25 protein-coding genes and 1 pseudogene are annotated in these 26,444 nt (G+C 68.0%); 6 read left to right on the plus strand and 20 right to left on the minus strand.

Features of this window, described 5'->3' with window-relative positions; genetic code table 11:
* Position 1 precedes the first annotated feature (1 nt).
* Both ACWDTI_RS21820 and ACWDTI_RS21825 read left to right on the plus strand, forming a co-directional pair.
* Positions 2-1,474: an NAD-dependent succinate-semialdehyde dehydrogenase gene (locus ACWDTI_RS21820; RefSeq protein WP_449740219.1), complete on the plus strand. Its 1,473-nt coding sequence runs from the start codon at positions 2-4 to the stop codon at positions 1,472-1,474.
* 87 nt (positions 1,475-1,561) lie between these two features.
* A complete protein-coding gene (locus ACWDTI_RS21825) occupies positions 1,562-2,137 on the plus strand; it encodes a YdcF family protein (protein ID WP_449740220.1) in 576 nt (191 codons plus the stop codon).
* Positions 2,138-2,255: 118 nt separating this feature from the next.
* Here the strand turns inward: ACWDTI_RS21825 and ACWDTI_RS21830 are convergent, their stop codons facing one another.
* From ACWDTI_RS21830 to ACWDTI_RS21840, 3 genes are all read right to left on the minus strand, one after another.
* Positions 2,256-3,299 (minus strand): endonuclease domain-containing protein, encoded by a 1,044-nt coding sequence (locus ACWDTI_RS21830; protein ID WP_449740221.1) that lies wholly within the window; start codon positions 3,297-3,299, stop codon positions 2,256-2,258.
* A 136-nt stretch (positions 3,300-3,435) separates the two neighbouring features.
* Entirely contained in the window at positions 3,436-4,599 is a 1,164-nt protein-coding gene (locus ACWDTI_RS21835; RefSeq protein WP_449740222.1) for an acyl-CoA dehydrogenase, read from the minus strand.
* A 98-nt stretch (positions 4,600-4,697) separates the two neighbouring features.
* Positions 4,698-5,402 carry a TetR family transcriptional regulator gene (locus tag ACWDTI_RS21840; protein ID WP_449740223.1) on the minus strand — a complete coding sequence of 235 codons (705 nt, stop codon included), beginning with the start codon at positions 5,400-5,402 and terminating at the stop codon, positions 4,698-4,700.
* 72 nt (positions 5,403-5,474) lie between these two features.
* Between ACWDTI_RS21840 and ACWDTI_RS21845 the strand changes: the two genes are divergently transcribed.
* Positions 5,475-6,539: a hypothetical protein gene (locus ACWDTI_RS21845; protein ID WP_449740224.1), complete on the plus strand. Its 1,065-nt coding sequence runs from the start codon at positions 5,475-5,477 to the stop codon at positions 6,537-6,539.
* A gap of 11 nt (positions 6,540-6,550) precedes the next feature.
* On the opposite strand, the gene ACWDTI_RS21850 is transcribed toward ACWDTI_RS21845, so the two are convergent.
* Positions 6,551-8,239, minus strand: coding sequence for an AMP-binding protein (locus tag ACWDTI_RS21850; protein WP_449740225.1), 1,689 nt, complete (start codon positions 8,237-8,239; stop codon positions 6,551-6,553).
* A 132-nt stretch (positions 8,240-8,371) separates the two neighbouring features.
* On the opposite strand from ACWDTI_RS21850, the gene ACWDTI_RS21855 reads away from it, so the two are divergent.
* On the plus strand, positions 8,372-9,217 hold the full coding sequence (locus ACWDTI_RS21855; RefSeq protein ID WP_449740226.1) for a LuxR C-terminal-related transcriptional regulator: 846 nt from the start codon (positions 8,372-8,374) through the stop codon (positions 9,215-9,217).
* 251 nt (positions 9,218-9,468) lie between these two features.
* The gene (locus ACWDTI_RS21860; RefSeq protein WP_449740227.1) at positions 9,469-11,499 is read left to right on the plus strand and encodes an acyl-CoA dehydrogenase family protein; all 2,031 of its coding nucleotides are present in this window, start codon (positions 9,469-9,471) and stop codon (positions 11,497-11,499) included.
* A 6-nt stretch (positions 11,500-11,505) separates the two neighbouring features.
* On the opposite strand, the gene ACWDTI_RS21865 is transcribed toward ACWDTI_RS21860, so the two are convergent.
* From ACWDTI_RS21865 to ACWDTI_RS21905, 9 genes are all read right to left on the minus strand, one after another.
* On the minus strand, positions 11,506-12,180 hold the full coding sequence (locus tag ACWDTI_RS21865; RefSeq protein WP_449740228.1) for a DUF3093 domain-containing protein: 675 nt from the start codon (positions 12,178-12,180) through the stop codon (positions 11,506-11,508).
* Positions 12,177-12,581 carry a hypothetical protein gene (locus ACWDTI_RS21870; RefSeq protein ID WP_449740229.1) on the minus strand — a complete coding sequence of 135 codons (405 nt, stop codon included), beginning with the start codon at positions 12,579-12,581 and terminating at the stop codon, positions 12,177-12,179. The genes ACWDTI_RS21865 and ACWDTI_RS21870 overlap by 4 nt, the downstream gene beginning before the upstream one ends.
* Entirely contained in the window at positions 12,568-13,275 is a 708-nt protein-coding gene (locus ACWDTI_RS21875; RefSeq protein ID WP_449740230.1) for a hypothetical protein, read from the minus strand. Before ACWDTI_RS21875 ends, ACWDTI_RS21870 begins: the two co-directional genes overlap by 14 nt.
* A gap of 210 nt (positions 13,276-13,485) precedes the next feature.
* Complete coding sequence (gene hemB / locus ACWDTI_RS21880; RefSeq protein ID WP_449740231.1) at positions 13,486-14,463, minus strand: porphobilinogen synthase; 978 nt, start codon at positions 14,461-14,463, stop codon at positions 13,486-13,488.
* Between the two features lie 207 nt (positions 14,464-14,670).
* A complete protein-coding gene (locus ACWDTI_RS21885; protein WP_449740232.1) occupies positions 14,671-16,317 on the minus strand; it encodes a uroporphyrinogen-III synthase in 1,647 nt (548 codons plus the stop codon).
* Positions 16,318-16,429: 112 nt separating this feature from the next.
* A complete protein-coding gene (hemC, locus tag ACWDTI_RS21890) occupies positions 16,430-17,362 on the minus strand; it encodes a hydroxymethylbilane synthase (RefSeq protein WP_449740246.1) in 933 nt (310 codons plus the stop codon).
* A 17-nt stretch (positions 17,363-17,379) separates the two neighbouring features.
* Positions 17,380-18,783: a glutamyl-tRNA reductase gene (locus tag ACWDTI_RS21895; RefSeq protein ID WP_449740233.1), complete on the minus strand. Its 1,404-nt coding sequence runs from the start codon at positions 18,781-18,783 to the stop codon at positions 17,380-17,382.
* 9 nt (positions 18,784-18,792) lie between these two features.
* Entirely contained in the window at positions 18,793-19,554 is a 762-nt protein-coding gene (locus tag ACWDTI_RS21900; protein WP_449740234.1) for a redox-sensing transcriptional repressor Rex, read from the minus strand.
* 137 nt (positions 19,555-19,691) lie between these two features.
* The gene (locus ACWDTI_RS21905) at positions 19,692-19,952 is read right to left on the minus strand and encodes a glutaredoxin family protein (protein ID WP_449740247.1); all 261 of its coding nucleotides are present in this window, start codon (positions 19,950-19,952) and stop codon (positions 19,692-19,694) included.
* 197 nt (positions 19,953-20,149) lie between these two features.
* Here ACWDTI_RS21905 and ACWDTI_RS21910 point away from each other — a divergent pair, with 197 nt between their 5' ends.
* Positions 20,150-21,544 (plus strand): HAD family hydrolase, encoded by a 1,395-nt coding sequence (locus ACWDTI_RS21910; protein ID WP_449740235.1) that lies wholly within the window; start codon positions 20,150-20,152, stop codon positions 21,542-21,544.
* A 39-nt stretch (positions 21,545-21,583) separates the two neighbouring features.
* On the opposite strand, the gene ACWDTI_RS21915 is transcribed toward ACWDTI_RS21910, so the two are convergent.
* From ACWDTI_RS21915 to ACWDTI_RS21945, 7 genes and pseudogenes are all read right to left on the minus strand, one after another.
* Entirely contained in the window at positions 21,584-22,738 is a 1,155-nt protein-coding gene (locus ACWDTI_RS21915) for a zinc-binding dehydrogenase (RefSeq protein WP_449740236.1), read from the minus strand.
* A 499-nt stretch (positions 22,739-23,237) separates the two neighbouring features.
* Entirely contained in the window at positions 23,238-23,489 is a 252-nt protein-coding gene (locus ACWDTI_RS21920; protein WP_449740237.1) for a hypothetical protein, read from the minus strand.
* Positions 23,490-23,551: 62 nt separating this feature from the next.
* Positions 23,552-24,655 (minus strand): helix-turn-helix domain-containing protein, encoded by a 1,104-nt coding sequence (locus tag ACWDTI_RS21925; protein ID WP_449740238.1) that lies wholly within the window; start codon positions 24,653-24,655, stop codon positions 23,552-23,554.
* Between the two features lie 23 nt (positions 24,656-24,678).
* Positions 24,679-24,999, minus strand: coding sequence for a helix-turn-helix domain-containing protein (locus ACWDTI_RS21930; protein WP_449740239.1), 321 nt, complete (start codon positions 24,997-24,999; stop codon positions 24,679-24,681).
* Positions 25,000-25,116: 117 nt separating this feature from the next.
* The gene (locus tag ACWDTI_RS21935; RefSeq protein WP_449740240.1) at positions 25,117-25,692 is read right to left on the minus strand and encodes an IS630 family transposase; all 576 of its coding nucleotides are present in this window, start codon (positions 25,690-25,692) and stop codon (positions 25,117-25,119) included.
* Positions 25,671-26,189, minus strand: a complete 519-nt coding sequence (locus tag ACWDTI_RS21940) for a winged helix-turn-helix domain-containing protein (RefSeq protein WP_449740241.1) — start codon at positions 26,187-26,189, stop codon at positions 25,671-25,673. The genes ACWDTI_RS21935 and ACWDTI_RS21940 overlap by 22 nt, the downstream gene beginning before the upstream one ends.
* A gap of 111 nt (positions 26,190-26,300) precedes the next feature.
* Positions 26,301-26,444: pseudogene (locus ACWDTI_RS21945) on the minus strand (IS3 family transposase); the annotation flags it as partial.

Here is a 26,444-nt window from a genome sequence, read left to right on the forward strand (position 1 = left end):
CATGAGTACCAAGACCGACGTCCTCGACCCACAAGCCGTCCTCGACGGCATCCCCACCGGGCTCTGGATCAACGGCGAATCCACTCCGTCATCCTCTGGCGCCACCTTCACCGTGTACGACCCCGCCACCGAGGAACCCCTTGTCTCGGTGGCGGATGCAACGGTCGAGGATGCCCGCACCGCGCTCGACAAGGCGGTCGCCGTCGCCGACGACTGGGCGGCGACCGCCCCGCGGGAACGGAGTGAGATCCTGCGCCGCACCTTCGAGCTGCTCACCGACCGCGCCGACGAACTCGCCATGCTGATGACCCTCGAACTCGGCCGCGCTCTTCCCGACAGTGCCGCAGAAACCAAGTACGGCACCGAGTTCCTGCGCTGGTTTGCCGAGGAGGCCGTCCGGATCAGTGGCCGGTTCACCACCGCGCCGGCGGGCAACGGTCGAATCCTGGTGTCGCACGGTCCGGTTGGTCCGGCGCTGGCCATCACGCCATGGAACTTCCCGCTCGCCATGGGGACTCGGAAGATCGGGCCCGCGCTCGCCGCCGGCAACGTCATGCTCGTCAAGCCGGCGCACGAGACCCCGTTGACCATGCTCGCACTGGCCGAGTCGTTCGCCGAGGCCGGGCTGCCACCCGGCGTGCTGTCGGTGCTGCCGACCAGGAAGTCCGGCGAGGTCAGCACCGCCATCATCACCGACGACCGGATCCGCAAGATCAGCTTCACCGGTTCCACGCCGGTCGGTCGAATCCTGTTGGGCCAGGCGGCAGAACGGGTCCAGCGCACGTCGATGGAGCTCGGCGGCAACGCTCCGTTCCTCGTGTTCGACGACGCCGATGTCGACGCCGCGGTCGACGGGGCGTTCGCGGCGAAGATGCGCAACGGCGGCGAGGCCTGCACGGCCGCCAACCGGTTCCTCGTCCAGTCAAGTGTCGCAGAAGAATTCACCACAAAGCTGACGGAGAAGATGGCGGCGATGCGCCTCGGCCCAGGCTACGAGCAGGGCGTCACCCTGGGACCGCTCGTCAGCGCGAAGCAACGTGACAAGGTCGCCGAGCTCGTCGACGGCGCGATCGCCGACGGCGCACGCGTCCGTCTCGGCGGCAAGGCGCCCGAGGGCAAGGGTTTCTTCTACCCGGCGACGGTGCTCGACCAGGTCGACCCGTACGCATCGATCACCCGCGAAGAGATCTTCGGCCCGGTGGCGGTAGTCAGCTCGTTCGAATCGGAGGCCGATGCGCTCAAGGCCGCGAACTCGACCGAGTACGGGCTGGCGGCCTACTTCTACAGCCGTGACCTCGAACGCTGCATGCGGGTGGCCGCCGGTCTGGATTCCGGGATGGTCGGCGTCAACCGCGGTGTCATCTCCGACACCGCCGCCCCGTTCGGCGGGGTGAAGCAGTCGGGCATCGGCCGCGAGGGCGGCAGTGAGGGCATCGAAGACTATCTGTCGGTGAAGTACGTCGCACTGACCTGAGCTTGACGGCACCGGATCGGCGTGTCGAGGACGTAAATTCGGCCGATTACGTTAGTCTTGGGAAAAACTCTGGGTACACTCAGTCACATGCGCCTCAGGGTCCTCACGCTTATCGCGGCCGTCGTCGCAGTTGCGGCCGTCGTCGTTGCGCCGGCCCGCGCGGACACCGGCAGTACGGGCAGCACCGATTTCGGTAGTTCCGGCGGAAGTTCCGACCTCCTGTCGCCGGACAGCCTCTTCTTGTGGCAGAGCCCGGGCCAGCGCTACATCGTGGTGCTCGGCGCCAAGATGGGTACCTTCGGCCAGAGCCCAGCCATCCTCGAACAGCGGCTGAACAGGGCCGCCCGCCTGGCGTTCTCCCATCCGTTCAACCGGATGATCGTGTCCGGCGGGAACACCTGGTGGCTGCCGGTTTCCGAGGCGCAGTTCATGAATCTGGGACTGTTGCGCCGCGGGATTCCGATGTGGCAGATGGTCAATGAGGGCCGATCCCTGAGCACCGTGCAGAACGCGACGTACACCGTCGGCATGCTGAAGGCGATGGGTGCCACCGGCGCGCTGATCGTGACCAACGGATTCCATATGCCGCGGGCGCTCAAGGACTTCCGCGACGCCGCACGGAAGCAGGGTGCGCGACTGGAGTTCCGTCCGGCCTACGCCTGACGATCGACTGGGCGCCCTTCCCAGTCGACTGAGCGCCCCCCTCCGTCGACTGGGCGCCCTCCCCCGTCGACTGGGCGCCCTCCCCCGTCGACTGGGCGCCCTCCCCGTCGACTGGGCGTCAGCAGTAGTAGAAACCGCGGGCATGCAGTGCGTCCCTGATCTCTTTGAGAACCTTCCACGGTTCCTCGCGCAATCGTTTCGCGGTCACTCGGATCACCTTCCAGCCCAGGAGGCCCAACTGCTCGTCACGCGCTTCGTCGTGAGCGACCTGTTCCGGCGTCGAGTGGTAATCCTCACCGTCGTACTCGATGTCGATCTTCGCCTCCTTGTACGCGAGGTCACATCGTGCAAACACCGATCCCCACTCGTCACACACTTCGACCTGGAGGTCGGGCTTGGGGAGGCCGGAGTCATGCATGAAGAGGCGCAGAGCGCTTTCCCGCGGCGACTCCGACCGCCCGTCGATCAGAGGGACGAGCTCCCGCAGGACGGTGATGTACCGGGACCGCTTGTGCTCCAACGCAAACCGCATGAGTTCGTCGCGGTCGAGCGGCGTCACGGCATCGAGTGCGTCGAGATGACCAAGGGCGCGTGTCCGTGACCGCTTGCGGCCAAGGTCAAAGGCCGTTCGGATCGGTGCGGTGACACGTCTCCCGCGAATTTCTGTCACCTCCGACGGCGCGAGGTCGACGCGACGAGTCACCGTGCCTCGCGCCCGACGGCCGGAGGCAGAGGTTCCCCGGATCAACTCGATCGTGAAATCATCTGTGTGCCAACGGCTTCCGTACATGATCAGCGCCGCTTCCCCGGAGATTACCGGGTTTCCCTGGGCGTGATCCACGATAGCGATGATGCGCTCCTGAGCCGACATCAGCTGGCCGCGGCTGAGATGCACGTTGTCGCGGAGGAGGCGGAACTCGGCCGCGAACTGCTCGGGCGTCAGCCCCAAGCCCGCGAGCGCCTCACTGCGCCGAATCGTTTGAGGTAGGGCGAGGTCGTCGATTGCCATGGCTTTAGGACGCAGCAGAGCGGCCGACGGTTCCCGGCAGGGGTCTGCGGCAATAACTCGGCAGCGACACGACTGACTCCCGCCCGTTGGCGGCGAGAGCGCCCAGCCGACCGAAAACAGTACCCACTCAACGCAAATGCGATGGGCGCCCACTCGACAGAGATGGGCGCCCACTCAACGCAAATGGGCGCCCACTGAACGCCGATGGGCGCCCGCTCGACAGAGATGGGCGCCCACTGAACGCCGATGGGCGCCCACTCGACGGAGATGGGCGCCCACTCGACGGGTGTCAGCGCAGCAGCGCGCGCGACATCACGACGCGCTGAATCTGGTTGGTGCCCTCGTAGATCTGGGTGATCTTGGCGTCGCGCATCATGCGCTCGACAGGGAAGTCGCGGGTGTAGCCGGCGCCGCCGAACAGCTGCACGGCGTCGGTGGTGACCTCCATGGCGACGTCGGAGGCGAAGCACTTCGACGCCGAGGAGATGAAGCCGAGGTTCTTCTCGCCGCGCTCGGCGCGGGCGGCCGAGGTGTAGACCATCAGCCGGGCGGCCTCGACCTTCATCGCCATGTCGGCGATCATGAACTCCACACCCTGGAACGCGGCGATCGGCTTGCCGAACTGCTTGCGCTCCTTGACATATGCGATGGACTTGTCGAGTGCGCCCTGGGCGATGCCGACGGCCTGTGCGCCGATGGTCGGGCGCGTGTGATCCAGCGTCTGCAGGGCGGTCTTGAAGCCGGTGCCCTCGTCGCCGATGATGCGGTCCTCGGGGATGGTGCACTCCTCGAAGTACAGCTCCGCCGTGGGCGATCCCTTGATGCCGAGCTTCTTCTCGAGCGGGCCGACGGTGAAGCCGGGGTCGTCCTTGTGCACCATGAACGCGGAGATGCCGTTGGCGCCCTTCTCCGGATCGGTCACGGCCATCACGGTGTACCAGGAAGACTTGCCGCCGTTGGTGATCCAGCACTTGGAGCCGTTGAGCACCCAGTTGCTGCCGTCCTTGCGGGCGCGGGTCTTCATCGCCGCGGCGTCGGAGCCGGCCTCGCGCTCGGAGAGCGCATACGACGCCATCGCCTCACCCGCCGCGATGGACGGCAGCACCTGCTTCTTGAGTTCGTCGGAGCCGTTCAGGATCAGGCCCATGGTGCCGAGCTTGTTGACCGCGGGGATCAGCGACGACGACGCACACACCCGGGCGACCTCCTCGATCACGATGCACGCGGCGACCGAGTCGGCTCCCTGGCCGTCGTACTCGTCGGGCACGTGGATCGCGTTGAAGCCGGACGCGACGAGCGCGTCGAGAGCCTCCTGGGGGAACCGGGACTTCTCGTCCACGTCGGCGGCATACGGCTCGATCTCCTTTTCGGAGAGCGCGCGGATCGCCTCGCGGAGCGCCACATGCTCCTCGGGAAGCTCGAACACGTTGAAATCAGGATTACCGAAGCCCATTATCACTCCTTCACGACACTGCGTGCCAGTTTCGTCGACCAGGACAGTTCACCACGGCACTCAGTGCCATGTCAATATCGGTCTCGTCAGGTACCCCTTCAGTGTCCCTGCTCTCGCCGCTCCGCGCGGAGTTGTTCGCCAACGAGCCGCCCCACTTCTTCCGGCGGCGTGTCCAGCGAATACGTCACGACGGCCACCGCCGTCACCGGCCTCCCTGCGGCGTTGGGAGCATCGGTGGCACGCAGTGCCGAACGGACATGCTCGAGCTCAGCACGCAGCCGGTCCAGCGTGGCGTCCTCGTCGCCGCGAATCATCGATCGCAGCAGGTAGTTGTGCACGCCCGTGACGGCCGCCGCGAATCCGACGATCCGCACCCGGGACTCGCCCGGCAGCACCTCACGCAGGAAGTCCTCGAAACGCCGCTGGTAGCGGTAGGTGGTGACGAGTTCCCGATCGCGCAGCGCCGGCACCTGGCCGACCACCCGCAAGCGCCGCACGGCCAGCTCCCGGATGGCGAAGAAATGGGTGAAGACCAGCTCCGCAGCGGCACACACCGCGACCCACGGGTCTCCCGAATCGCCGGCGAGCTGAACGTCCACCTGGTGCAACAGTGCCTCGTGGTCGGCGAAGATCACGTCTTCCTTGGACCCGAACTGCCGGAAGAACGTCCGCCGCGAGATCCCGGCCGCCGACGCGATCTGCTCGACCGTCGTCGACTCGTAGCCGTTCTCCGCGAACAGTCGGATCGACTCGGTGACCACCCGCAGCCGAAAATCGTCGTCGACGTTGTCACCCGGTGCCATGACTTCCAGTATTGCCCATGAATTCCGCCGCGATACGCGGAACATCCGCGGGTCGGCGCGCATCTCATCGACATGCAGACGACCCGATCCCCGAGGAACGTCACCCTCGGCCCGCAGCCGGACCCTTCGCGGTCCTGGGAGCCACAAGCGACACCTCTGCTCCCGGCGGGCACGGTCCGTCGCCGCCGTCTCGCCGACCGGCCGCTCACCGACCGACTCGCCCGCGCCCACTACTACGGGCTGACCCGGAGTTGGTGGATGGCCGGCATCATCGTGCTGGTGACCGTGACGATCGTGCTGGCCACGTCCGGTGTACCGACCCGACGATCCGAGTGGCTGTCCCTCGGCGGACAGATCGCGGTCGCGTTCGTCACCATCGCGGTCGTCGTCTGGCTCGCCGCACGGCGCGGCGGCGCACAGGAGTGGCGCGCCCGGCTGCCCGAGGGCAGCCTGCTCGTCGCCGACACCGGGATCAACTGGATCGGCGTCGGGTACCGCGGTTTCTACCGCGGCGTGACCACAGACCGGATCCGTTCACGGCACATCGCATCCGTCCGGATGATCTTCGCCGACGGCGGCCAGATACTGGTCCCCGACGAATTGACCAACGACGCAACGCACCCCGGTCACGCTCCGGCGGCACAGCACGACGCGGTGCGCACCTTCAGGCGTGCCGACGATCACCTCGCCGCCCGGCTGACGTCGGCCTCGCGACACCATCCGGGCGTCGCGGTCGCGACCGCCGCACTGATCGGCTACATCCCGATCACGCTGTGCGCGTTGTACACGAAGTTCGGGTCGCTCCAGATCGTGGACGTCGCATCGGTGTCGGTGATCGCCGCGGTCGGGCTCTGGCTGATCGCGTACCAGATGCTGATCGGCATCCCCCGCCGCAACCGGCGCCTGGTGCCACCAGGGACCGCGCTCGCCGCCGAATTCGGGCCGGCCCAGATCGGCGTGCGCCTGGGTGGTCGCACCGAACTGATGAGCGTGGCCTCGATCCGGCGGGTCCGTTCGCGGGGTGCCACCCTGGAGATCTCGTCGTCCCTGCAGCGGGTCACCATGGTCATCCCGGCCGAGCTCGTACCTCCGCAGGTGGCGGAACAGTTGTTGCGGCGCTTCGGTTCCCGCGGATGACGCCCCGCGGCTCAGTGTCCGGCGCCGGCCTGCTTCCGTAGCTCGAACTTGACCACCTTGCCCGTCGAGGTGCGCGGCAGGTCATCGACGAAGATGATGTCGCGGGGAATCTTGTATCCCGCCAACAGCTTCCGTGCATGCTCGATCAGCTCGTCGGCGGTCAGTGTCTCGCCGGACTTGAGCGACACGTAGGCCCGCGGGCGCTCGCCCCACTTCTCGTCGGGGATGCCGATCACGGCGACGTCGAGCACCGAATCATGGCTCACCAAGGCCTGTTCCACCTCGATGGTGGAGATGTTCTCGCCGCCGGAGATGATGATGTCCTTGGCGCGGTCACGCAACTGGATGTAGCCGTCCGGATGCATCACGCCGAGGTCACCGGTGTGAAACCAGTCGCCGGCGAACGCTTCTCGCGTCGCATCGGGGTCTTTGAAGTAGCCGGCCATGACGTTGTTGCCGCGCAACACGATCTCGCCCATCGTGGTGGCATCGGCAGGGACGTCGACGAGGGGCAGGGTGCCCTGCTCGACGACACGCGCATCTTCGGCCTGCACCATGCCGACCCCTTGCCGCGACAGTTTGGTGGCGCGCTCGGCGGGGGTGAGATCGTCCCAGGCGTCCTGGTATTCGCAGATGGTGTACGGCCCGTAGACCTCGGTGAGTCCGTACACGTGGACGACGGTCACGCCGAGCGCCTCGAGTTGCCCGATCACGGTCGGCGACGGCGGCGCACCGGCGGTGGTGATGCGCAGCGGACGGTCGAGCCGGTGCGCCCGTGGGGATCCGGCGATGGTGGTGCAGACCGTGGGCGCCCCGCACATGTGGGTGGCGCCGAGGTTGTCGATGGCATCCCACACGGCGTCGCCGCGTACCGCGCGCAGACAGATGTGCGTGCCGGATGCCTGGGTCACCGCCCACGGGGTGCACCAGCCGTTGCAGTGGAACATCGGCAGCGTCCACAGGTAGCGGGTGCGCCCGGTGAAGTGATTGTGGAAGGTCTCGCCGAACGAGTTGAGGTAGGCGCCGCGGTGGGTGTACATGACGCCCTTGGGCTTTCCGGTCGTGCCCGAGGTGTAGTTGATCGTGATGACCTGGTTCTCGTCGTCGACCGTCCACGGCAGGGGTGTCGGGTCTAGGTCGTCGGCGAGCGCGAGGAAGTCCGGATACGTGATCAGATCGGCGATCCCGGCGGCGTCCACGGCTCCCGGCACCGTGCCGAACTCGGCGTCGGTGATCTCGACATAGGTCGCCAGGTCGGGGAGTTCGTCGGCGATGAGGGAAACGGTGTGCCGGAACTCGGCATCGAACAGCAGGGTCGTCACACCGGCGTGCTGCAGGATGTAGACCAGTTCGGGGCCGGCCAGCCGTGAGTTCAGTGCGACGAGGACACCACCGGCGAGCGGCACCGCGTAGTGCCCGACGAGCATCTCCGGGATGTTCGGCGCCAGGTAGGCGATCCGCTCCCCCGGCCGGATCCGACTGCGCAGCACCCTGGCGAGCCGCTGGGTCTCGTCGGCGAGCTCCGTGTAGGTACTGCGGCGCTCGCCGTAGATGATGGCGGTACGATCGCCGAACACCTCGGCGGAGCGTTCGAGGAACCGCAGCGGGGTCAGCTCCGACCGGTTGGCGATGCCGAAGTCCGCGCGACCGAACTCCGCGTTCGGATCGGCGACGGCGGGACTGGAATCCGAGACTGTCATGGTCTTCTCCCGTGGTGTGGCGCGGTAGGTGACCGGCACTACGTTTGTCGGTTCTCCACGTTATGAACCACACTATTGGTGTGCCACCCCCGAAATGGGATGGTTGGATGACTCGCACCGAGGAGACAGCGCATGCGCACGATGCGGCCCGACGACGCCGACGCCGTGCGTGCCGAGCTGCGGCAGAGTGGCCGGGTCACGGGTTTGCCCGTCTTGTTCGGCGGCCTGATCGATGACGGCGACCTGGTGCTTTCCGGTTTCGTCGGCACGCGCAGTTCGATCCTGCGCAACCTGCTGATCAGCTCGCGGTGCGGGCTGGGTGGACGGGTCATCGCCGAGCGGCGCCCCGGCGCGGTCACCAACTATGCGCACTCGAGCGAGATCACCCACGAGTACGACCGCGAGGTGGCCGGTGAGGGCATCGAGTCGCTCCTCGCCGCGCCCGTGGTGGTGCGGGGACGCACCCGGGCGGTGCTCTACGGCGGGCTGCGCAGCGTCGTCGAGTTCGGCGACACGACGCTCACCCAGATGGTGACCGCGACCCGGCGGCTGGCACGCGAGATCGAGGTGCGCGACGAGGTCGATCGCCGGATACGGACCGTCGACGCCGCGCACGCCGGATCGGCCGCCCTGTCGCCCGCGGTGTCCGAAGGGATCGTCGAGAGCTACCTGGCGCTGCGCACGATCGCCGACACCACCGCCGATCCCGTTCTCGCGGAACAACTTCGCGGCATCGAACGACGGCTGCGCGGGCTCGGCTCGACTCCGACGACCGCCACCTCGGTCGCCCTGTCCGCCCGCGAGACCGACGTGCTGGCCCACCTGGCACTGGGCTGCGGCAACGCCGAGATCGCCGACCGCCTCGGCCTGCGTCCCGAGACGGTGAAGAGCTACGTGCGCAACCTGATGAGCAAGCTCGACGTGCACAACCGGCGCGAGGCCGTCGTGGCGGCGCGACGCCAGGGTTTGCTGCCGTAGTCGGCCGCCGCACATCCGTCCCGAGCGCGCAACCCCGCCATCCACAGCTGTGGACGCGAAGACCGGCGTGGTGCCGATGCGGCCCGATACTGCGATGCGTGAAGGACTTCGTACACGGATGACAGGTATGGCGGAGTCGGACTGCACCGGTGCACTTCGACTTCAGCTATGCGTGTCATCCGTGTAGCCGTCGGCCGATCGAGTCGCCAAAGCAACCGGGAATCAGGGCCCGAGTCCGTACGGTGGGGTCCATGGCCACGCCGACGACGAACACAGATTCCGACAGCCGGGTCACCGACGACCCGGAAGTCATCGTTCCGCCGACCGACGATCTGTCCGACGACGAACGCGCGCTGCTCGTCGACAACATCCGGTACGTTCTCGACGGCCGCTGGCGCTCGATCCGCGACGAGGTGCGCAAGAGTGCGAATCGCGCCGACCTGCTGCCCGATCCGGGTCTCACCCTCGACGAGGCGCGGGCCCGCATTCTGGGGATCATGCGCGAGTTGTCGTCGCAGGGGTTCGCGGCGGCCGGGTTCGCGGCCGATCACGGTGGCAGCGGTGACGTCGGGGCGTCGATCACCGCGATCGAGATGCTCGGGTATGCCGACCTGTCGCTGATGGTGAAAGCCGGTGTGCAGTGGGGTCTTTTCGGTGGCGCGATCGAGAACCTGGGCACCGAGCGGCACCACAAACGCTACGTCGCCGACACCATCAGCCTCGACCTGCTCGGATGCTTCGCGATGACCGAGACGGGACACGGCTCCAACGTGCAGGCCCTGGAGACGACGGCAACCTACGACCCCGAGACGCAGGAGTTCGTGATCGACTCGCCGACTCCGTCGTCCCGCAAGGACTACATCGGCGGCGCCGCGCAGCACGCGCGGGTCGCTGCGGTGTTCGCGCAGCTGGTCACGGCGGGCCCCGGTGAGGAACCGCAGAGCCACGGCGTGCACTGCTTCGTGGTGCCGATCCGCGACGACGACGGCAACGACCTGCCCGGTGTGACCACCAGCGACTGCGGCTACAAGGGTGGGCTGGCCGCGGTGGACAACGGCCGCATCATGTTCGACGACGTCCGTGTCCCGGCCGAGAGTCTGCTGAACCGCTACGCCGACGTCGCCGAGGACGGGACGTATTCGTCGCCGATCGAGAACTCGAACCGCCGGTTCTTCACCATGCTCGGCACGTTGATCCGCGGCCGGATCAGCGTGGCGGCAACCGCGGGTGCCGCCGGCCGCAAGGCGCTCACGATGGCCACCCGCTACGGGCTGATCCGCAAACAGTTCGAGGCGCCCGACGCCGACGACGAGATCATCGTCCTGGACTATCTCGGGCATCAGCGAAAGTTGTTGCCGCTCATCGCCAAGTCGTACGCGATCACGTGCGCGCAGAACGAGATCACCGAGGCGTTGCACGAGGTGCAATCGGCGTCCGGCGCGGCAAGCGGGCAGAATTCCGACCGGCAGCGCCAATTGGAAAGCGATGCGGCCGGTTTGAAGGCGTATGCGACCTGGCATGCGTCGCACACGATCAACGTGTGCCGCGAAGCATGTGGCGGGGCAGGCTATCTCGACGAGAACCAGCTCTCCATCATTCGCGGCGACATCGACGTGTTCACCACCTTCGAGGGCGACAACACGGTCCTCACGCAGTTGGTCGCCAAGGAGCTGCTGTCGGCGTATGCCGATGACGTCCAAGGACTGTCGACGACCGGATGGGTCCGGTTCATCGCCGGGATGGCCCGCGACGTGGTCGTGGAGAAGACCGCGGTACGGCAGGTGGTGCAGTCCCTGCTCGAGGGTTCCGACGAGGATCCCGAGAAGTCGAACCTGACCAACCGCGGCACGCAGATCCGGCTGTTCCGCAACCGCGAGGATCACCTGGTCCGCACCTGTGCGCAACGACTGCGCAGGGCGCTCGACGACAAGAACGACGCGTTCGAGGTGTTCAACAACGCCCAGGATCACCTGCTGAAGGTCGGGCAGGCACGCACCGAGCGGATGGTGCTCGAGGCGTTCATCCAGGCCATCAACGACTGCGACTCCCGTGCTGCCGCAGAGGTTCTCGGCAAGGTCTGTGATCTGTTCGTGTACTCGGCGCTGGAGGACGACCTCTCCTGGTTCCTGATGCACCGACATGTGTCGGTGGAGCGGGCCAAGGCGATTCGTCGTGGCGTCAACGAGTTGTGCCTCGAGTTGCGGCCCCACGCCCGCACTCTGGTCGACGCATTCGGTATCCCGGAGGAACTACTGACGGCGCCGATGCTGCAGCACGGCTGATCCCGGTCAGTCGCCGGACGCACCCCGCGGCGGCAGCCCCATCCGCACCGCCTGGTGCGCCTCGGTCAGTTCCGCGCGAAACCGGTCGACGTCGCGGGCCCAGGCCTGCGCGATGGTGCCGTCGGCGAGTTTGACGCCCACACCCTTGCGACGACGCGGGACCGCCGGCAGCTCACCGAGCGCGCGGGCACTCTCCCACGCCTGATGCTCCGGTGAGTTGTTCGGCGGGTAGATGGTCGCGATGTCGGCGAGTGCGAGTCGTCGCGTGCCCTGCTGCAGGGTGGCCTCGGTGAGGCGCACGGAGACGTGGGTGCGTGCGGCGTGTACCTGGACCACGGAGAACCCGACGAGGATGGCCGCGAAGATGGCGAGCACCGCCCAGTGCACCTGGCCCGGCCCGGCGATCTCCATCGCCAACACGGCGCCGACCAGCACCGGACCGATCGCCACCACCCACCAGCTACCGCCGGGCTCGTTGAAGAGAACCTCTCCCTCGTCGACGGGTGGCGACGGTGCCGGGGAGGCGTCGGTCTCGGTGGGTTCACCGGTGTCCGACGCCCCGCCGGGGTCGTCCGGGCCGCCGGGGTCGTCCGGGCCGCCGGGGTCGTCGGCATCGCGTGGGTCGCCGGGGTCGTCGGGCTCGCTGGGGTTGTCCGGGCCGGGCACGGATGGTCGACTCACTGGGGCGGGGAGACGCTGGTGTACCAGGCCTCGGCCTCCGGCCGGTAGGCCAGCAACGATCCGAACAACCCGACAAGCGCGACAAGCAGGCCGATCGACAGGAACCGGAACCCGAAACTCACGATCAGCAGCATCACGACGACGACCAGGGTGAGTGCGGCCAACGACGACCGCCATCGGGCGTCACCGGCGAAGGCCTTGCTCCCGATCAGGATGTAGGCCGCCCCGATGGCGGCGACGACGACCCCGACGCCGACCGGACCGAGCGTGGGACCGGTGGTCGTGATGCCCAGGACGATGAACAGAATCCCCAAGACGACCAGCAATGCACCCGACGCCACCCAGCATCGGTACGCCCACACGACGAGTTTGGGTCGCGTTGCGTGGTCAGGACTCTCCACGGGATTTGTTTCCTTCGTTCGGCTGCGAGCGGTCGGCGGGATACGTCCCGGGACGTTGGTCCGGCCGCTCCTGCTGCCCGCCACCATACGGCCACTGAGCGGGGCCGGGAGGGTAACCGGGACCCGGCGGATATCCCGGCCCGAAGCCGTACGGACCGGGCCCGGGCGGCGGCCCCAGCGGGAACCGCGGCGCCGAACGGTAGGCGGCCATGTCGCGGCAGAACTGCTCGGATTCACGACGGAGCAGCAACACCGAGGCGCCGAGCGCGGCGACCCCGCTGAGCACCATCGGAACCATCACCCAGGCCGGGTCGGTTCGGCCGAAGATCGCGAACACGAGGTTCACCGTGAGGAACACGCCCATCGCGGCGACCACCACGCGCGCCCAGTTGTAGCCGCTGCGGGCGAGCCACACGAGGACCGCCGACGCCGCGGTCAACGCCACTCCGAGGATGACGAGCACCGCGACGAGCGTCGTCGACGACGTCAGCGCGTCGATCTGTTCTTGCGGGGTGTCGGCGGGCAGCGCCCGCACCTGCCGAAGCCACGACTCGCGCAGCGTCGGATACTGTCCGACGAACGCCACCAGCTGACCGAGGATCACCACCAGCCACAATTCGGTGGCGATGGACATGGAATCGGGGCGGGCGGGCTTGCTGCCCGACGGCGGCGCTGTGGGGATCGGTGCGCTCATGGGTTCCAGGGTAGTGAATCGCCGATGGCACTCACCACGGCGAGGCGCGGGCTATGCCAACCGGGCGGCCACCTCGGCCGCCGCGCACCACCAGAAGCGGTCAGGCCCATGCCGACCGGCCGGCCACCTCGGCCGCCCGCCGACAAAACCGGTCAGGCCTATCCCAACCAGCCCGCCACCTCGGCAGCCCACCAACAAAACCGGTCGGGCCTACCCCAACCGGCCGGCAACCTCGGCCGCCCAGTACGTGAGGATCATCGACGCGCCGGCACGCTTGATGGAGGTGAGCGATTCCCGGATCGCGGCATCCCGGTCGATCCAGCCGCGTTCGGCGGCGGCGGTGATCATCGAGTACTCGCCGCTGATCTGGTAGGCGGCGACGGGGACATCGGCGATCTCCGCGACGTCCCGGACGATGTCGAGGTAGCTCATCGCCGGTTTGACCATCACGATGTCGGCGCCTTCCTCGAGGTCGAGGCGCACCTCGCGCAGGGCCTCGGTCCGGTTGGCCGAATCCTGTTGGTAGGTGCGGCGATCGCCCTGCAACGACGACCCGACGGCCTCGCGGAACGGACCGTAGAAGGCCGACGCGTACTTGGCTGCATAGGCGAGAATGCCGGTGTCGGTGAATCCTTCGGCGTCGAGGCCGGCGCGGATCGCGGCGACCTGGCCGTCCATCATGCCGCTCGGTCCGAGCAGGTGGGCGCCGGCGCGGGCCTGGGCGAGGGCCATCGACACGTACCGTTCCAGTGTCGCGTCGTTGTCGACGCGGCCGGTGTCGTCGAGCACGCCGCAGTGACCGTGGTCGGTGAACTCGTCGAGGCAGGTGTCGGCCATCAGGACCGTGTCGTCGCCGAAATCGTCACGCAGAGTACGCAATGCACGGTTGAGCACGCCGTCCTCGGCGTCGGCACCGGACCCCAGCGCGTCCTTGTGCGCGGCGTCGGGCACCCCGAACAGCATCAGCCCGCCGACCCCGGCGCGCACCGCCTCGTCGGCCGCTTTGCGCAACGACTCGGAGGTGTGTTGCACGACGCCGGGCATCGACGAGATCTCACGCGGCTCGTCGATGCCGTCGGCGACGAACATCGGCAGGATCAGGTCCTGTGGCGCCAGCACGGTTTCGGCGACGAGGCGACGCATCGCCGGGGTGGTTCGCAGACGGCGGGGCCGGATCACGGGTGCCATGTCACCTCTCTTGGACTCTTCGCTACGCACGGTCGATGAAATCTCGCCCCAGTCAACCCGATTCCGCGCCCACTCGACCGAAATCGGCGCCCAGTCGACGAGGATCGGCGCCCAGTCGACGGGGATCGGCGCCCGGTCGACGGGAATCCGCGCCCACTCGACCGAAATCGGCGCCCAGTCGACGGGGATCGGCGCCCAGTCGACTGATCAGGATCGCGACCGCCGCGACTTCTTGCGCGGCGGCGGCAACGCACCCTCGGCGCGCAGCCGGGCGGCGTGCTCGGCGAGGGCGTCGACCAGCGCGGGCACCGACGCGACCTCCGGCTGCACATCCACGCGCAGCCCGAATTCCGTTGCGGTTTCCGCGGTCTTGGGCCCGATACACGCAACGATGGTGCGCGCGTGCGGCTTTCCGGCGATGCCGACCAGGTTGCGCACCGTGGAGCTCGAGGTGAAGCAGACCGCGTCGAAGCCGCCGGTCTTGATCATCTCGCGGGTCTCCGCCGGCGGCGGTGCCGCCCGGACGGTGCGGTAGGCGGTGACGTCGTCGATCTCCCAGCCGCGTTCGCGAAGGCCCTCGGACAGGGTTTCGGTGGCGATGTCGGCGCGCGGCAACAGGATCCGGTTGACCGGGTCGAACACGTCGTCGTACGGCGGGAAGACCTCGAGCAGTCCGAGCGAGCTCTGCTCGCCCGACGGGACCAGCTCCGGCTCGATGCCGAACGTGCGCACCTTGGCCGCGGTGGCCTCACCGACGCAGGCGATCTTGACGCCGGAGAACGCGCGGGCGTCGAGCCCGAACTCGGCGAACTTCTCCCAGACGGCCCGCACCGCGTTGGTGGAGGTGAACACCACCCACTGGTAGCGGCCGTCGACCAGACCCTTGACGGACCGTTCCATCTGAGCCGGGCTGCGGGGCGGCTCGACCGCGATGGTCGGGACTTCCTTGGGCACCGAACCGTGGGAGGCCAGTCGCTCGCTCATGTCACCGGCCTGGTCCTTGGTGCGCGGCACCAGCACGGTCCAGCCGTAGAGCGCGCGCGACTCCCACCACGAGAGCTTGCCGCGCTGCCCGACGACCTTGCCGATCGTCAGGATCAGCGGACCCACCAATGCGTTGCCCTGCTCGTTGAGGGTCGCGAGGGTCGCCTCGATGGTGCGCTGGGCGCAGGTGGTGCCGTTGACGGTGATGGCGACCGGCGTCTGCGGCGCCATTCCGTTCTCGGTCAGCGCACTGGCGGTCTCGGCGAGGTGCGCGGAGGTGGCGTGCAGCACCAGCGGGCCGGGCGCGGCGGCCAGCGCAGCCCAGTCCACACCCTCGGCGCGGACGTCGGCCTCGGTGTGGGTGGAGCCGAGTGGCATGCCGGCATAGCTGGGCACCACGGACGCCGCGGGCAGGCCGGGCAGCACCTCGAAACCGATGGACGACCGCGACACCGCGTTCACCTCGGTGAGCACGGAGTCGGTGGTCAGGGGGTCGCCGGACACCACACGGACGACGTCGTCGCCCTCCCTGGCGGCGTTGACCAGGGTCTTGGCCACCTCACCCGGATCACCGAGTGCCGGGTGGACGACAAACGCGGGCCGAGGTGCCTCGGTGGCGTCGTCGGCTTCTGCCGGGGCTTCGGCGGGATCGGCGTCCTTCGGCTTCGCGGATCGGGACGACGGCTTCTCGGGCTCGACGTAGGCGGCGCCGATCAGGGCCACCACACCGGCGGGGACGTCGGGATCGATGTAGGCGACGGTGGCCTTCTCGATGACATTGCGTGCGCGCACGGTCAACAGATCGGGATCACCGGGCCCCGATCCGACGAACAGGATCCGTCCCGGATTGACCTTCTTCGTACGGCTCATGAGTTCGCACTCTCCTGCCCCTGGCGGGGCTGCAGTTCCTTCACCTGCCGGATCTGCGAGATGAGTGGGCCCTCGGTCGGCAGCCCGCTCACCGAGGGCGCAAAACGCGCCGCTAGGCTTGCGAACCGCCGCCGAAGAGCTCGCCCGCTCCCAGCTCCAGCAGTTCGGCGGCGAGATCCTTGCCGAGTTGGGCCGCACGATCGACCGGGCCCACCACCGAAGCGCGGATCATGTCCGACCCGTCCTCGGCCGCCACCGCCGCACGCAGCGACAGTTCGGCGAAGATGCGCCCGTCCTCGTCGATCGACTCGACCACCTCACCGATCGCACCGACCGGGGCGGTACATCCGGCCTCGAGGGCCGCGAGTACTGCCCGCTCGGCATCGATCGCCGCACGGGTGGACGCATCGTCCAACTCGGCGAGTATTCTCACCAGTTCGGCATCGTCGGAGCGGCACTCCACGGCCAACGCGCCCTGCGCCGGCGCCGGTAGCAACACCACCGGGTCGAAGGCCTCGGTGACTGCATCGGCTCTGCCGATCCGTACCAGACCGGCCCGGGCGACCACGACCGCGTCGAGTTCACCGCTGGCGACTTTGCCCAACCGAGAATCAAGGTTGCCTCGTAGGGGGCGGATTTCCAAACCGAGACCTAATGCTCTAAGCTGTGCCGCCCTACGGGGGGCGGAAGTCCCTATTGTGGAGCCCGGCGGGAGTTCGCCCAGCACCATTCCACCCTTGCTGACCAGCGCGTCCCGGGGGTCTTCCCGAGGCGGGATCGCGGCGATGACCAGGTCGGATTCGGGTGCGGTGGGCAGATCCTTGTACGAGTGAACGGCGACGTCGACCTCGCGGTTGCGCAACGCGACGCGGATCGCGGTGGTGAACACCCCGACGCCGATCTCCGCGACAGGCTTGGCGGACGCGTCGCCCTCGGTGCGGATGATGACCAGTTCGGCCGGATGACCGGCCGCGGTCAGCGCGTCGGCGATGGTCTGCGCCTGGGTGGTGGCCAGCAGCGATCCCCGGGTGCCGATGCGGATCATCGGGCGGGACTGCGCACTCACTTGTCGCTACCGTCGGCGGCAGCACCGGCGCCGGGAGCGAAACGGGCGGGCCCAGTGCTACCGAAGTCGGTGGTCTCGGAAGCCGACACCGATTCGGCCGCGCCCGGCTTCAGCTCGAACAGCTCCCGCAGCGCCTCGGCGTAATGATCGCCGTTGGGGGTGGAGGCGAGCTGCTTGACGCGAACGGTCGGCGCGTGCAGCAGCTTGTCGACGACGCGACGCACGGTCTTGGCGATCTCGTCGCGCTGTGGGTCGTCGAGGTCGGGCAGGCGGGTCTCGAGGCGCAGGATCTCGGCTTCGACGACGTCGGCGGCACGCTGTCGCAGCGCGGCGACGGTCGGGGTGACCTCGGCCTGGCGCTGATGGGTCAGATAGTCGGCGAGTTCGGCGGCGACAATGGACCGGGCGGCGGTGGCGTCGTTCTCGGCGGCCTGGGCCTGCGAATCGCCGCGGAGCCCTTCGATGTCGACGACGTGTACGCCGGGGAGCCGGGCGGCCGCGGGATCGACGTTGCGGGGCAATCCGAGGTCGCAGATGACCAGCGGACGGCCGTTGGTGCGGGCGGCGAGCGCCGAGTGGACCTCACCGACCCCGACGACCGAGCCCACCGACCCGGTACATGCCACCACGACGTCGGCGGTCGCCATCGCGGCCGGCAGGTCGTCGAAGCCGACCCCACGCACCGCGATGCCGTGGTTGGCAGCCACATTGCCGGCGAGATGCTCCGCGTTGGCCAGGGTGCGGTTGACGACCACGAGCTCGTCGACGCCCTCCCGGGCCAGGTGCGCGGTGGCCAGGCCGCCCATGGCGCCGGCGCCGACGACGACGGCTGAACGCACTGCCGACTCACCGTCCGCGCTACCTGCCGCCAGCAGCGTCTGCGCCCGATGCAGGGCCACCGACACCACCGATGCGCCGGCACGGTCGATGCCGGTCTCGGTGTGGACACGTTTGCCGACGCGCAGCGCCTGCTGGGCGAGTTCGTGCAGCACCCGGCCGGCCGACCGGTTGGCGTCGGCGTTGAGGTAGGCGTTGCGGATCTGCCCGAGGATCTGCTGCTCACCGACGACCAGCGAATCGAGGCCCGCGGCGACGGTGAACAGGTGCTCGGCGGCGGCCTCGGAGTAGCGGACGTAGGCGTGGCGGGTCAGCTCGTTGACGGTCATGCCGGAGTGGTCGCCGAGGACCGCGCCGACCGCTTCGAGCGCCGGGTGGAAGGCGTCGACCACCGCGTAGATCTCCACGCGATTGCAGGTCGAGACGAGCATGGCCTCGGAGATCGCCCGTGAGGTCAGCAGTTCGTCGACGAGTTTGGGTCGATCATGGTCGGAGACCGCCAGCCGCTCGAGCACCTCCACGGGTGCACTGCGGTGCGAGACCCCGAACAACAAAACACTCACGCCGTCTCCTCACCCACCGACGGCCCGACCGGGGCTCGTCGCGGGTTCTGCTCTCGTCGTCCGCACTGCCGTGGCGCGCGCAGCGGAATCCGTCGCACCACGCGAACGTGCGGCGTTGAACGCCAACACCTGTAGCTCCAAGGCTAGATCAACCTGTCGGACGACGACATCCGGCTCCGCCGAAAGTGTCGTCGGGGTTACATTCAACAGCTGACGCACACCGGCCAGCGTGAACGCGTCGCACGCACGCTGGGCCTCGGATTCGGCGGTGGCGATCACCCCGATCTCGATCAGCGCGGCGTCGGGTCCGGTGCAGACCTCGACGATCGCCGACATCGGCGAGATGGCCGGGCCGCCCGGTTCGACGCTCGTGCCGATCAGCGCCGGGTCGGAGTCGAACATCGCCGCCACCCGGAATCCGCGGCCGAATCCGGCGTGCGAGAGCAGCGCCAGACCCAGCCGGCCGGCGCCGGCCAACGCGACCGTGTGGGTGCTGTCCGTGTCGAGTGCCATCGAGATGCGCGCGATGAGTCGTCCGACGTCGTAGCCGACGCCGCGCACCCCGTTGGCGCCGACGTGGGAGAGGTCTTTGCGCAGGATCGACGGGTTCACCCCGGCCGCGGTGGCGAGCTGCCCGCTGGAGGCGACGAGAATGCCTCGTTCGCGGAACGACCGCAGGATGTACAGGTACGTGGCGAGGCGGGTGACCGCCGGTTCAGGGATGTCCGCGGCGGGGTGAGCGTGCGAGACTCTCGTGCTGGGGTCGCTCACACTCCGGTCACCTTCCTCCGGGCACCGCGATCGGTGCGCCACCTCGTCGTGGACTACCTGCAAGCCTGTAATGGGTCAGCGTATACCCGACGAGAACCTGTTCCACCCACGGCCATCAGAGTTGTTGGATCGCTTGCTCATCCGATGCCTCGGGCGGACAGATCCGCCCGCAGCCGCGGCTCGTCGACCTCCCAGTAACTGTGTTCCTCACCGTCGAGCAGGACGACGGGCAGCCGGTCACCGAACTCGGCCCGCAGCAGGGGGTCGCCGTCGTCGGCGGCGCGGTCCACGTCGATGACGTCGTAGGTGACGCCGAGCTCCGAGCAGATGCGCGTGAGCTCGGTGCGGGCGGTGGCGCAGGCCGAACAGCCGGCGCGGGTGAGCAGGGTCAGCGACATGTCCTCGGCTTCCTCGACGGGCGTCTGCGCCACCTGCGCTGCGGGAGTGCGCGACGCCGGCCTGGGGTACCGGGCGTCGGATCAGCCGCGGGTGACGCGAGACCAGTGTGGCACGCCTCGCATTCGTCGCCGATTACCCTGGAACGCACCTAGGCTGGACGTCCTGGGACCGAATCCGACGGTGTGGGAGGTGGCCAGTGGCGCAAGCCCCGGGACCCGGCGAGACCGACCCGAGCGATGTCGCGCACGGTGCTGCCCAGGACTCGGCGGAGGACAGCTCCGCCACGGACGGCAGCGGCGTGACGGCGGAGGGAAGCTCCGGAACGGCGGACGGTGGCGCTCGTTCGGAGGGCGGTGCTGTCGCGGAGGGCGGCGCCCCCTCGGATGGTGGTGCTGTCGCTGATGGCGGTGCTGTCGCGGGCGGCGGTGCTGTCACTGACGGCGGTACTCCCTCGGATGGCGATGCTGTCGCGGGCGGCGGTGCCGACTCGGCCCGGAGCGCCGACTCGGCCGGGGAGGACACGGCCGGGGGCGAGGATTGGGAGCGGCACGCCGATGTCGTCGATCCCGCCGGCACCGGCGGCGACGATCTCGATGATCCGGACGCCGAGGAGGACGCCGCGGGCGAGGAAGAGGACGCCTCCCGCGTGGCGGCCTGGATCTCCGAGCGCGCCCGGGCCACCGGTGGCCGATTCCGGCAGACCGCCCACGAGCTCCGTCAGACGCTGGCCGGTGAGGCCAGCGCGCGGGTCGCCGTCGACACCCTGCATGCCCGTCCCCCGGTAGAGGTCGAATCCGATCAGCCCCCACTGGACCTGACCGCGGCGGCGTTCTTCGACGTCGACAACACCCTCGTGCAGGGCGCCTCGATCATCCACTTCGCGCGTGGCCTGGCCGCCAAGAAGTACTTCTCCTACGGTGACATCCTCGACTTCGCCTGGACGCAGGCGAAGTTCCAGATCACCGGCAAGGAGAATGCCGAGGACGTCGCCGAAGGACGCGACAAGGCGTTGTCGTTCATCGCCGGGCGTTCGACGTCGGAACTCATCGAACTCGGCGAGCAGATCTACGACGAGTACATCGCCGAGAAGATCTGGCCCGGCACAAGGGCTTTGGCACAACGCCACCTCGATGCGGGTCAGCAGGTGTGGTTGGTGACGGCGACGCCCGTGGAGCTCGCGCAGACGATCGCCGACCGGCTGGGGTTGACGGGGGCGCTCGGCACCGTCGCCGAGAGCGTCGACGGCGTGTTCACCGGACGGCTCGTCGGCGACATCCTGCACGGCCCGGGCAAGGCGCATGCGGTTCGCGCGCTGGCGATCCGGGAGGGCCTGAACCTCAAGCGCTGCACCGCATATTCGGACTCCCACAACGATGTGCCGATGCTGTCCCTGGTCGGCAACGCGGTGGCGATCAACCCGGACTCGGATCTTCGGGACGTCGCGAAGGTGCGCGGCTGGGAGGTCTACGACTTCCGTACCGCCCGCAAGGCCGCAAAGTACGGCGCCGCAGGCGCTCTCGCGATCGGGGCCGCGGGTGCCGCCGGAGTCGGTGCCGCCGCGGCCACCCGAATGCTGCGCAACCGCCACTGACGGCAACCACATTCGCGCATATGCGCGCGCCTGTCCGGTCTAGAGGGTGTCGACGGTCGATGCCGGATCGATCAGGACCTTCGCATGATGCTCGGCCGACGCCAGCGCATCGAAGGCCGTCGCCACGCCGTCGAGTCCGACGGTGGCGGTGACGAGCGGACTCGGGTCCACCGAACCGTCCGCGATCATCTGCAGCGTGTCCCGGAATTCATCTGGGCCGTAGGCAGATACGAAGCGCAGGTCGATCTCCTTGTTGACCGGGATGGCCGGCCGGAAGGTGTCGGGTTCCATGCACACCCCGACCACGACCACCCGCGTGCGGAACGGCGCATGCGACACGATGCCGTCGATGACGCCCGGTACGCCGACGCACTCGAAGACCACCGGGCCCCGCAGGGTGGCGCTTGGCCGGTCGGCCACGACCTTCCGCCGTACCCCCGAATCACGGTTCAGCCGACGCGCCGCCGCGAAGGCGAGGCCGAAAAGATCTGCGGCACTTGTCAGATAGCGACGGCGTTCGGTGCACGCCTGCCAGGGCGAATCGTGGGTCGGGTCGACGACGACATCGGCACCGCAACCGAGGGCGAGTTCGCGGCGGCCCTCAGACATATCCGATGCCACCACCGACCGCACACCCGACGCCTTCAGCATCAGAATGACGCCGAGTCCGATTGGGCCGCAACCGATCACCACGGCAACATCGCGTCGATCGACCTCCCCGCGACGCACCGCGTGATACGCAACGGACATCGGCTCGGTCAGTGCCGCGAGATCCGTCGACAGTTGTCCGGGCACCGGCATCGTGAGGTCCTCGGCGAGGAGCATGTACTCGGCGTAGGCTCCCGGCGCCCGCTCCGACAGCCCGATCAGATGTGCGTGGCCGCCGTTCTTGAGCATCGGGACCGCCACCACCGGGGTACCGATCGACCATTTCTCCCGGCAGTCCGGGCCGTACGACACCACCTCGCCGACGAACTCGTGCCCCATGATCACCGTCTGCGACGACCGCATGAACGCGTCATAGCCCATCTCGGCGACGGTGTCGGCGGACTGGTCGCAGTGCGTGCGCGAGTGCAGATCGGAACCGCAGATGCCCGCCCGAATGACCCGGATCAGGAGCTCGCCGGCAGCGGGCACCGGAGTCGTCACTTCGACGACGTCGAGTTCGCCGTTGCGACACGTGACTGCACGCATCCCGCGCTCCTCGTCTCGGCGGCATCATCGTCACCGCCACGGTACCCACTCGTCGCGCACCGGGCCCGCGCGTCGCGGAACCGGTTCCGTCGACCGGGCGCCATTCCGCGTCAACCGGGCGTCACCTCCCGTCGACTGGGCGCCACTCAGCGTCGACTGGGCGCCCCGCCCGGTGTGTCCCCTGACACCGGTGTCGGCCGAGTTGCGACAACGCCCAACGCGTCGCGGACGCTGCCGCTCAATGTGGGACGGGGCAGGTCGACGTGGACGCTGCCGCTCAATGTGGAACGAGGCAGGTCGACGCGGAACGCCGCCCACTCGATGTGAGACGGTGCGCGCCGACGAGGAACCGCTGCACGATCAACGTGAGGGTAGTTCACGGTCGACGCGGAACGCTGCCCACTCAAAGTGGAACGGGACCCAGTCGAACCGGAACGGCGCCCAGTCGACGCGGGAGCGGTAGGTGTCAAGCTCTGGTGAGTCACTCAGGGGGTTTTGGTCAGGCAGCTTTCTCAGAGGTTGCCTGTGATGGTGGTGGGGTGGTGGGTTCGTGGTGCAGGTTGATGCCGACGCGTGTGGCGGGGCGTTTGACCTGCGGGGGTCGGTGGAAGCGTTCGGGGTGGTCGTCGTGGTAGGCGGCGATCGCGGTGGTGCGGATGGTGTGGGTGTGGCGCCAGGTGCCGTCATGCACGGACTGGGGCGTGAACAGGGCGATGCCGGAATGGTGGTGTTCGGTGTTGAACCAGGCCACGTAGCCGGTGACCCAGTCGCGGGCGGTGAGGTGTGTCTGAGTTAATTCGGCATCGGGCCGGATTAAATACCAGCCAAGAACGGTGTGCGTTCATGATGGTTCTCCTTGCTGTCCTCGACGGTAGTCGAGGCGTTTCTGGCGGGCCAGGGCCATCCCGTCGCGGCGGCGTTGGCGGTAGCCTTCGCCGCGTCCTTCGTGTTCGTCGTCGGGGGTGACGTAGCCGATCGCCGCGTGCAACCGGACGGTGTTGTACTGGGTGCGCACGGCGTCGAGTTCGGACTCGAGCACGGTGGGTCGACGATCTTCTCCAGGTGCGGCCATTCACCTTTGACGTGTCCGAACAGGGTCTCGATCCAGGCTTGATCGGTCGGGGTGTGCGGGCGCCCGAAGTGCTGGGCGATGTGCACCCCGGCCAGGAACTCGCGGGTGGTGTGTGAGCGCATCTGCGGGCCGTTGTCCGAGACCGCGAGCAGCAGCGGGATCTGCCCGGCGCCGATCGCATCGGCGAGTGGTTCGGGTTCACCGCAGAGCAACGCGGCGCGCAGCTGGTTGGTGTCGCGGGCGTCGATGACCTCGAGCAGCTGCTCGGATTCCAACGCCGACCAGAAGCAGGCCTCGACCTGGGTGGAGGTTTCCTCCGGGGAACACAGGGTGGCCAGCCATTTACGCGAGACCAGGTCCAGTACCGCGATCACCGCCCGTTTGGCCCGGGTGAAATGCGTGAAATCGTACGCCCAAATTCTGTTGGGTTTCCATTCCAGCCAGTCCGGCCACGGCCGCCGCTCGGTCGGTTCTCGGCGTGGATTGCCTTCGAGCACAAGCCCTTCGGCGAGCAGGACCCGGCGGACTGTGGAATCGGAGACGTGCACCAGATCCAGCCGGGAGCCGCGGTGGGCCAGTTTGCGATGTGACCGATCAATCTGGCCCCACCTTCGGTAGATGTCGATGATCGCGGCGCGTTCGGTATCGAGGATGCCGTGCAGTGCGGTGCCGCCGGGACTGTGATCGACCAACCCGTCGGGTCCATCGGCCGCCTGGCGGGCCTGCCATCCCGCCACCCGGGACTCGTCGACATCGAGCAGACGACACGCGCGGCGGCGTGACCAGCCCTCGGCGACGGCGTGGTCGATCAACTCCAGCAGGCCGGCCTTGACGGATGAGTCCACGCGCGTGGGGACCGGGCCGGCGGTCAGTCCCAGCGCGATTTTCCCTCGTGGAGATGCAGGGCGACGGCCTGCTCGGTGACCGTGGCGCGCAGCCGCTCGACCTCGGCACGCAGATCGGCGATCTCGGCCTGTTCCGGTGTCTGCCCGGGCCGTCCCGGGGTGGCCGACAATGCTGTGAGCGCACCCTGTTTGGCGGTGTGACAGATCGTGGTCACCGTGGACCGATCGACCCGGTATTTCTCGGCCGCCTCGCGCTGGGTGGATTGGCCGGTCAGCACCGCCACCCACATCTCGTACTTCTGACTCGGCGGCAACAATCGCCGCTTCCTGCGTGTGTTCGACACCCTCTGATTCGACACCTGCACCGACCTCCCAGCCGCTCAGGCACGCCGCATCCTGGCTGATATTTTTCCAGGCCGAATGCCGAATTAAAGATGTTTCGGTAATACAGTGAGTGCTGGTCATAAAGAAAGTCCGGTGTGGTCGAGGAAGCCGTAGCAGAGGTCACGGCTGGCGGCGACGCGGTTGAATCCGGCTTCGGCGGCGATGCGTGCTTCCTCGATGGTGTCGGGACACAGGTTGCCGAGTTCTTTGGATTTGACGTTGCCCCAGACTTGTTCGATCGCGTTGAGTTCAGGGGCGTAGCCGGGCAGGCGTTCGGTGCGCAGCCAGTGCTTTTGGGTGTCGAGCCAGGCTTTCATCGCCCGCGAGCGATGGGAGGGCAAGCCGTCCCAGATCACGATCACCGGCGCTCCGTTGAAAGACTCGTGCAGCCCGGTGAGGAACTCGATGAGGGTTTCGGTGTTGTAGGACCCGGCACGCAGACTGTAGTGGAAGGCTGATTCGCTGCGGTCGGGCCGGTAGGCCAACACTGCGGAGACCGACATGCGTTTCCAGGAAAAGCGATGGTGGAGAACGGGTGTGACGCCGCGTGGCGCCCAGGTCGCGCGGACTGCTGGCAGCAACGAGAAGCCGCTCTCGTCTTGGAAGCAGATCCAGGCGCCCAGGCGCCGCGCTATTTTTTTATGCGTGGCCATTCCTTCTTGCGCCAGGTGACGATGGCGTCCTCGTCGCGTTCGACCGCGCGGCGGGCGGGGCGTTGGCGGGTCCAGCCGAGCCGGTCGCGCAGGATCGACCAGGTCTGGGTGCGTGAGTAGCCGACCGAGAACATCCGCTCGATGACCTCGCCGACCCGGTCGAGGGTCCACATGTCGGTAACGAAGCCATTAGCCTTGGGGCCCTTGGTTAGTTCGGTTTCCAACTCGGCGATCTGCTCATCGGTCAGCCACGGCATGCGACCGGCGCGGCGTGCCCCGTCGAGCGCGTCGCGCCCACCCTCAGACCAGGCCTTGAACCAGCGCGACACGGTTTGCTGGGACACCTCCAACTCGGCGGCCACCTCGACCTGACGCTTCCCGGCGGCGAACATGTCGGCCGCGCGCATCCGCCGATCCCGTAACGCGTCGAAATCCCGCACTCCACTGGACTTTCCGCGCTTCTTTCGTGAGCTTCCAAGTTTCCGTTCTGCACTCATGCATCAATTATCAAGCAGGGCAGCGCAATTGGATGTTAGTGACACACCCTATTACCGAAACATCGTTAAGTCAGACGCAGAACAGGCGGCGACCAGGTCGGTGAACAGGCCCGGATAGGTGGGTCGGGTTTTCATGGTGCGGAACTCGGACTCCTTGTACGGGTTGTCGTTGCTGACGCTGGGCCGGCTGAAGGACATGGTGATGCCCAGTTCGCCGAACAGCGTGGCCAGGGTGTGTGAGCGCATCACCGCGCC

The sequence above is a fragment of the Gordonia sp. NPDC003424 genome, assembly GCF_053588655.1.

Coding starts and splice junctions, on each gene's coding strand:
- ACWDTI_RS21820 (WP_449740219.1), top strand. CDS start 2: ATGAGTACCAAGACCGACGTCCTCGACCCACAAGCCGTCCTCGACGGC.
- ACWDTI_RS21825 (WP_449740220.1), top strand. CDS start 1,562: ATGCGCCTCAGGGTCCTCACGCTTATCGCGGCCGTCGTCGCAGTTGCG.
- ACWDTI_RS21835 (WP_449740222.1), bottom strand. CDS start 4,599: ATGGGCTTCGGTAATCCTGATTTCAACGTGTTCGAGCTTCCCGAGGAG.
- ACWDTI_RS21840 (WP_449740223.1), bottom strand. CDS start 5,402: ATGGCACCGGGTGACAACGTCGACGACGATTTTCGGCTGCGGGTGGTC.
- ACWDTI_RS21845 (WP_449740224.1), top strand. CDS start 5,475: ATGCAGACGACCCGATCCCCGAGGAACGTCACCCTCGGCCCGCAGCCG.
- ACWDTI_RS21850 (WP_449740225.1), bottom strand. CDS start 8,239: ATGACAGTCTCGGATTCCAGTCCCGCCGTCGCCGATCCGAACGCGGAG.
- ACWDTI_RS21855 (WP_449740226.1), top strand. CDS start 8,372: ATGCGCACGATGCGGCCCGACGACGCCGACGCCGTGCGTGCCGAGCTG.
- ACWDTI_RS21860 (WP_449740227.1), top strand. CDS start 9,469: ATGGCCACGCCGACGACGAACACAGATTCCGACAGCCGGGTCACCGAC.
- ACWDTI_RS21875 (WP_449740230.1), bottom strand. CDS start 13,275: ATGAGCGCACCGATCCCCACAGCGCCGCCGTCGGGCAGCAAGCCCGCC.
- hemB (WP_449740231.1), bottom strand. CDS start 14,463: ATGGCACCCGTGATCCGGCCCCGCCGTCTGCGAACCACCCCGGCGATG.
- ACWDTI_RS21885 (WP_449740232.1), bottom strand. CDS start 16,317: ATGAGCCGTACGAAGAAGGTCAATCCGGGACGGATCCTGTTCGTCGGA.
- hemC (WP_449740246.1), bottom strand. CDS start 17,362: ATGATCCGCATCGGCACCCGGGGATCGCTGCTGGCCACCACCCAGGCG.
- ACWDTI_RS21905 (WP_449740247.1), bottom strand. CDS start 19,952: ATGTCGCTGACCCTGCTCACCCGCGCCGGCTGTTCGGCCTGCGCCACC.
- ACWDTI_RS21915 (WP_449740236.1), bottom strand. CDS start 22,738: ATGCGTGCAGTCACGTGTCGCAACGGCGAACTCGACGTCGTCGAAGTG.
- ACWDTI_RS21935 (WP_449740240.1), bottom strand. CDS start 25,692: ATGGCCACGCATAAAAAAATAGCGCGGCGCCTGGGCGCCTGGATCTGC.
- ACWDTI_RS21940 (WP_449740241.1), bottom strand. CDS start 26,189: ATGAGTGCAGAACGGAAACTTGGAAGCTCACGAAAGAAGCGCGGAAAG.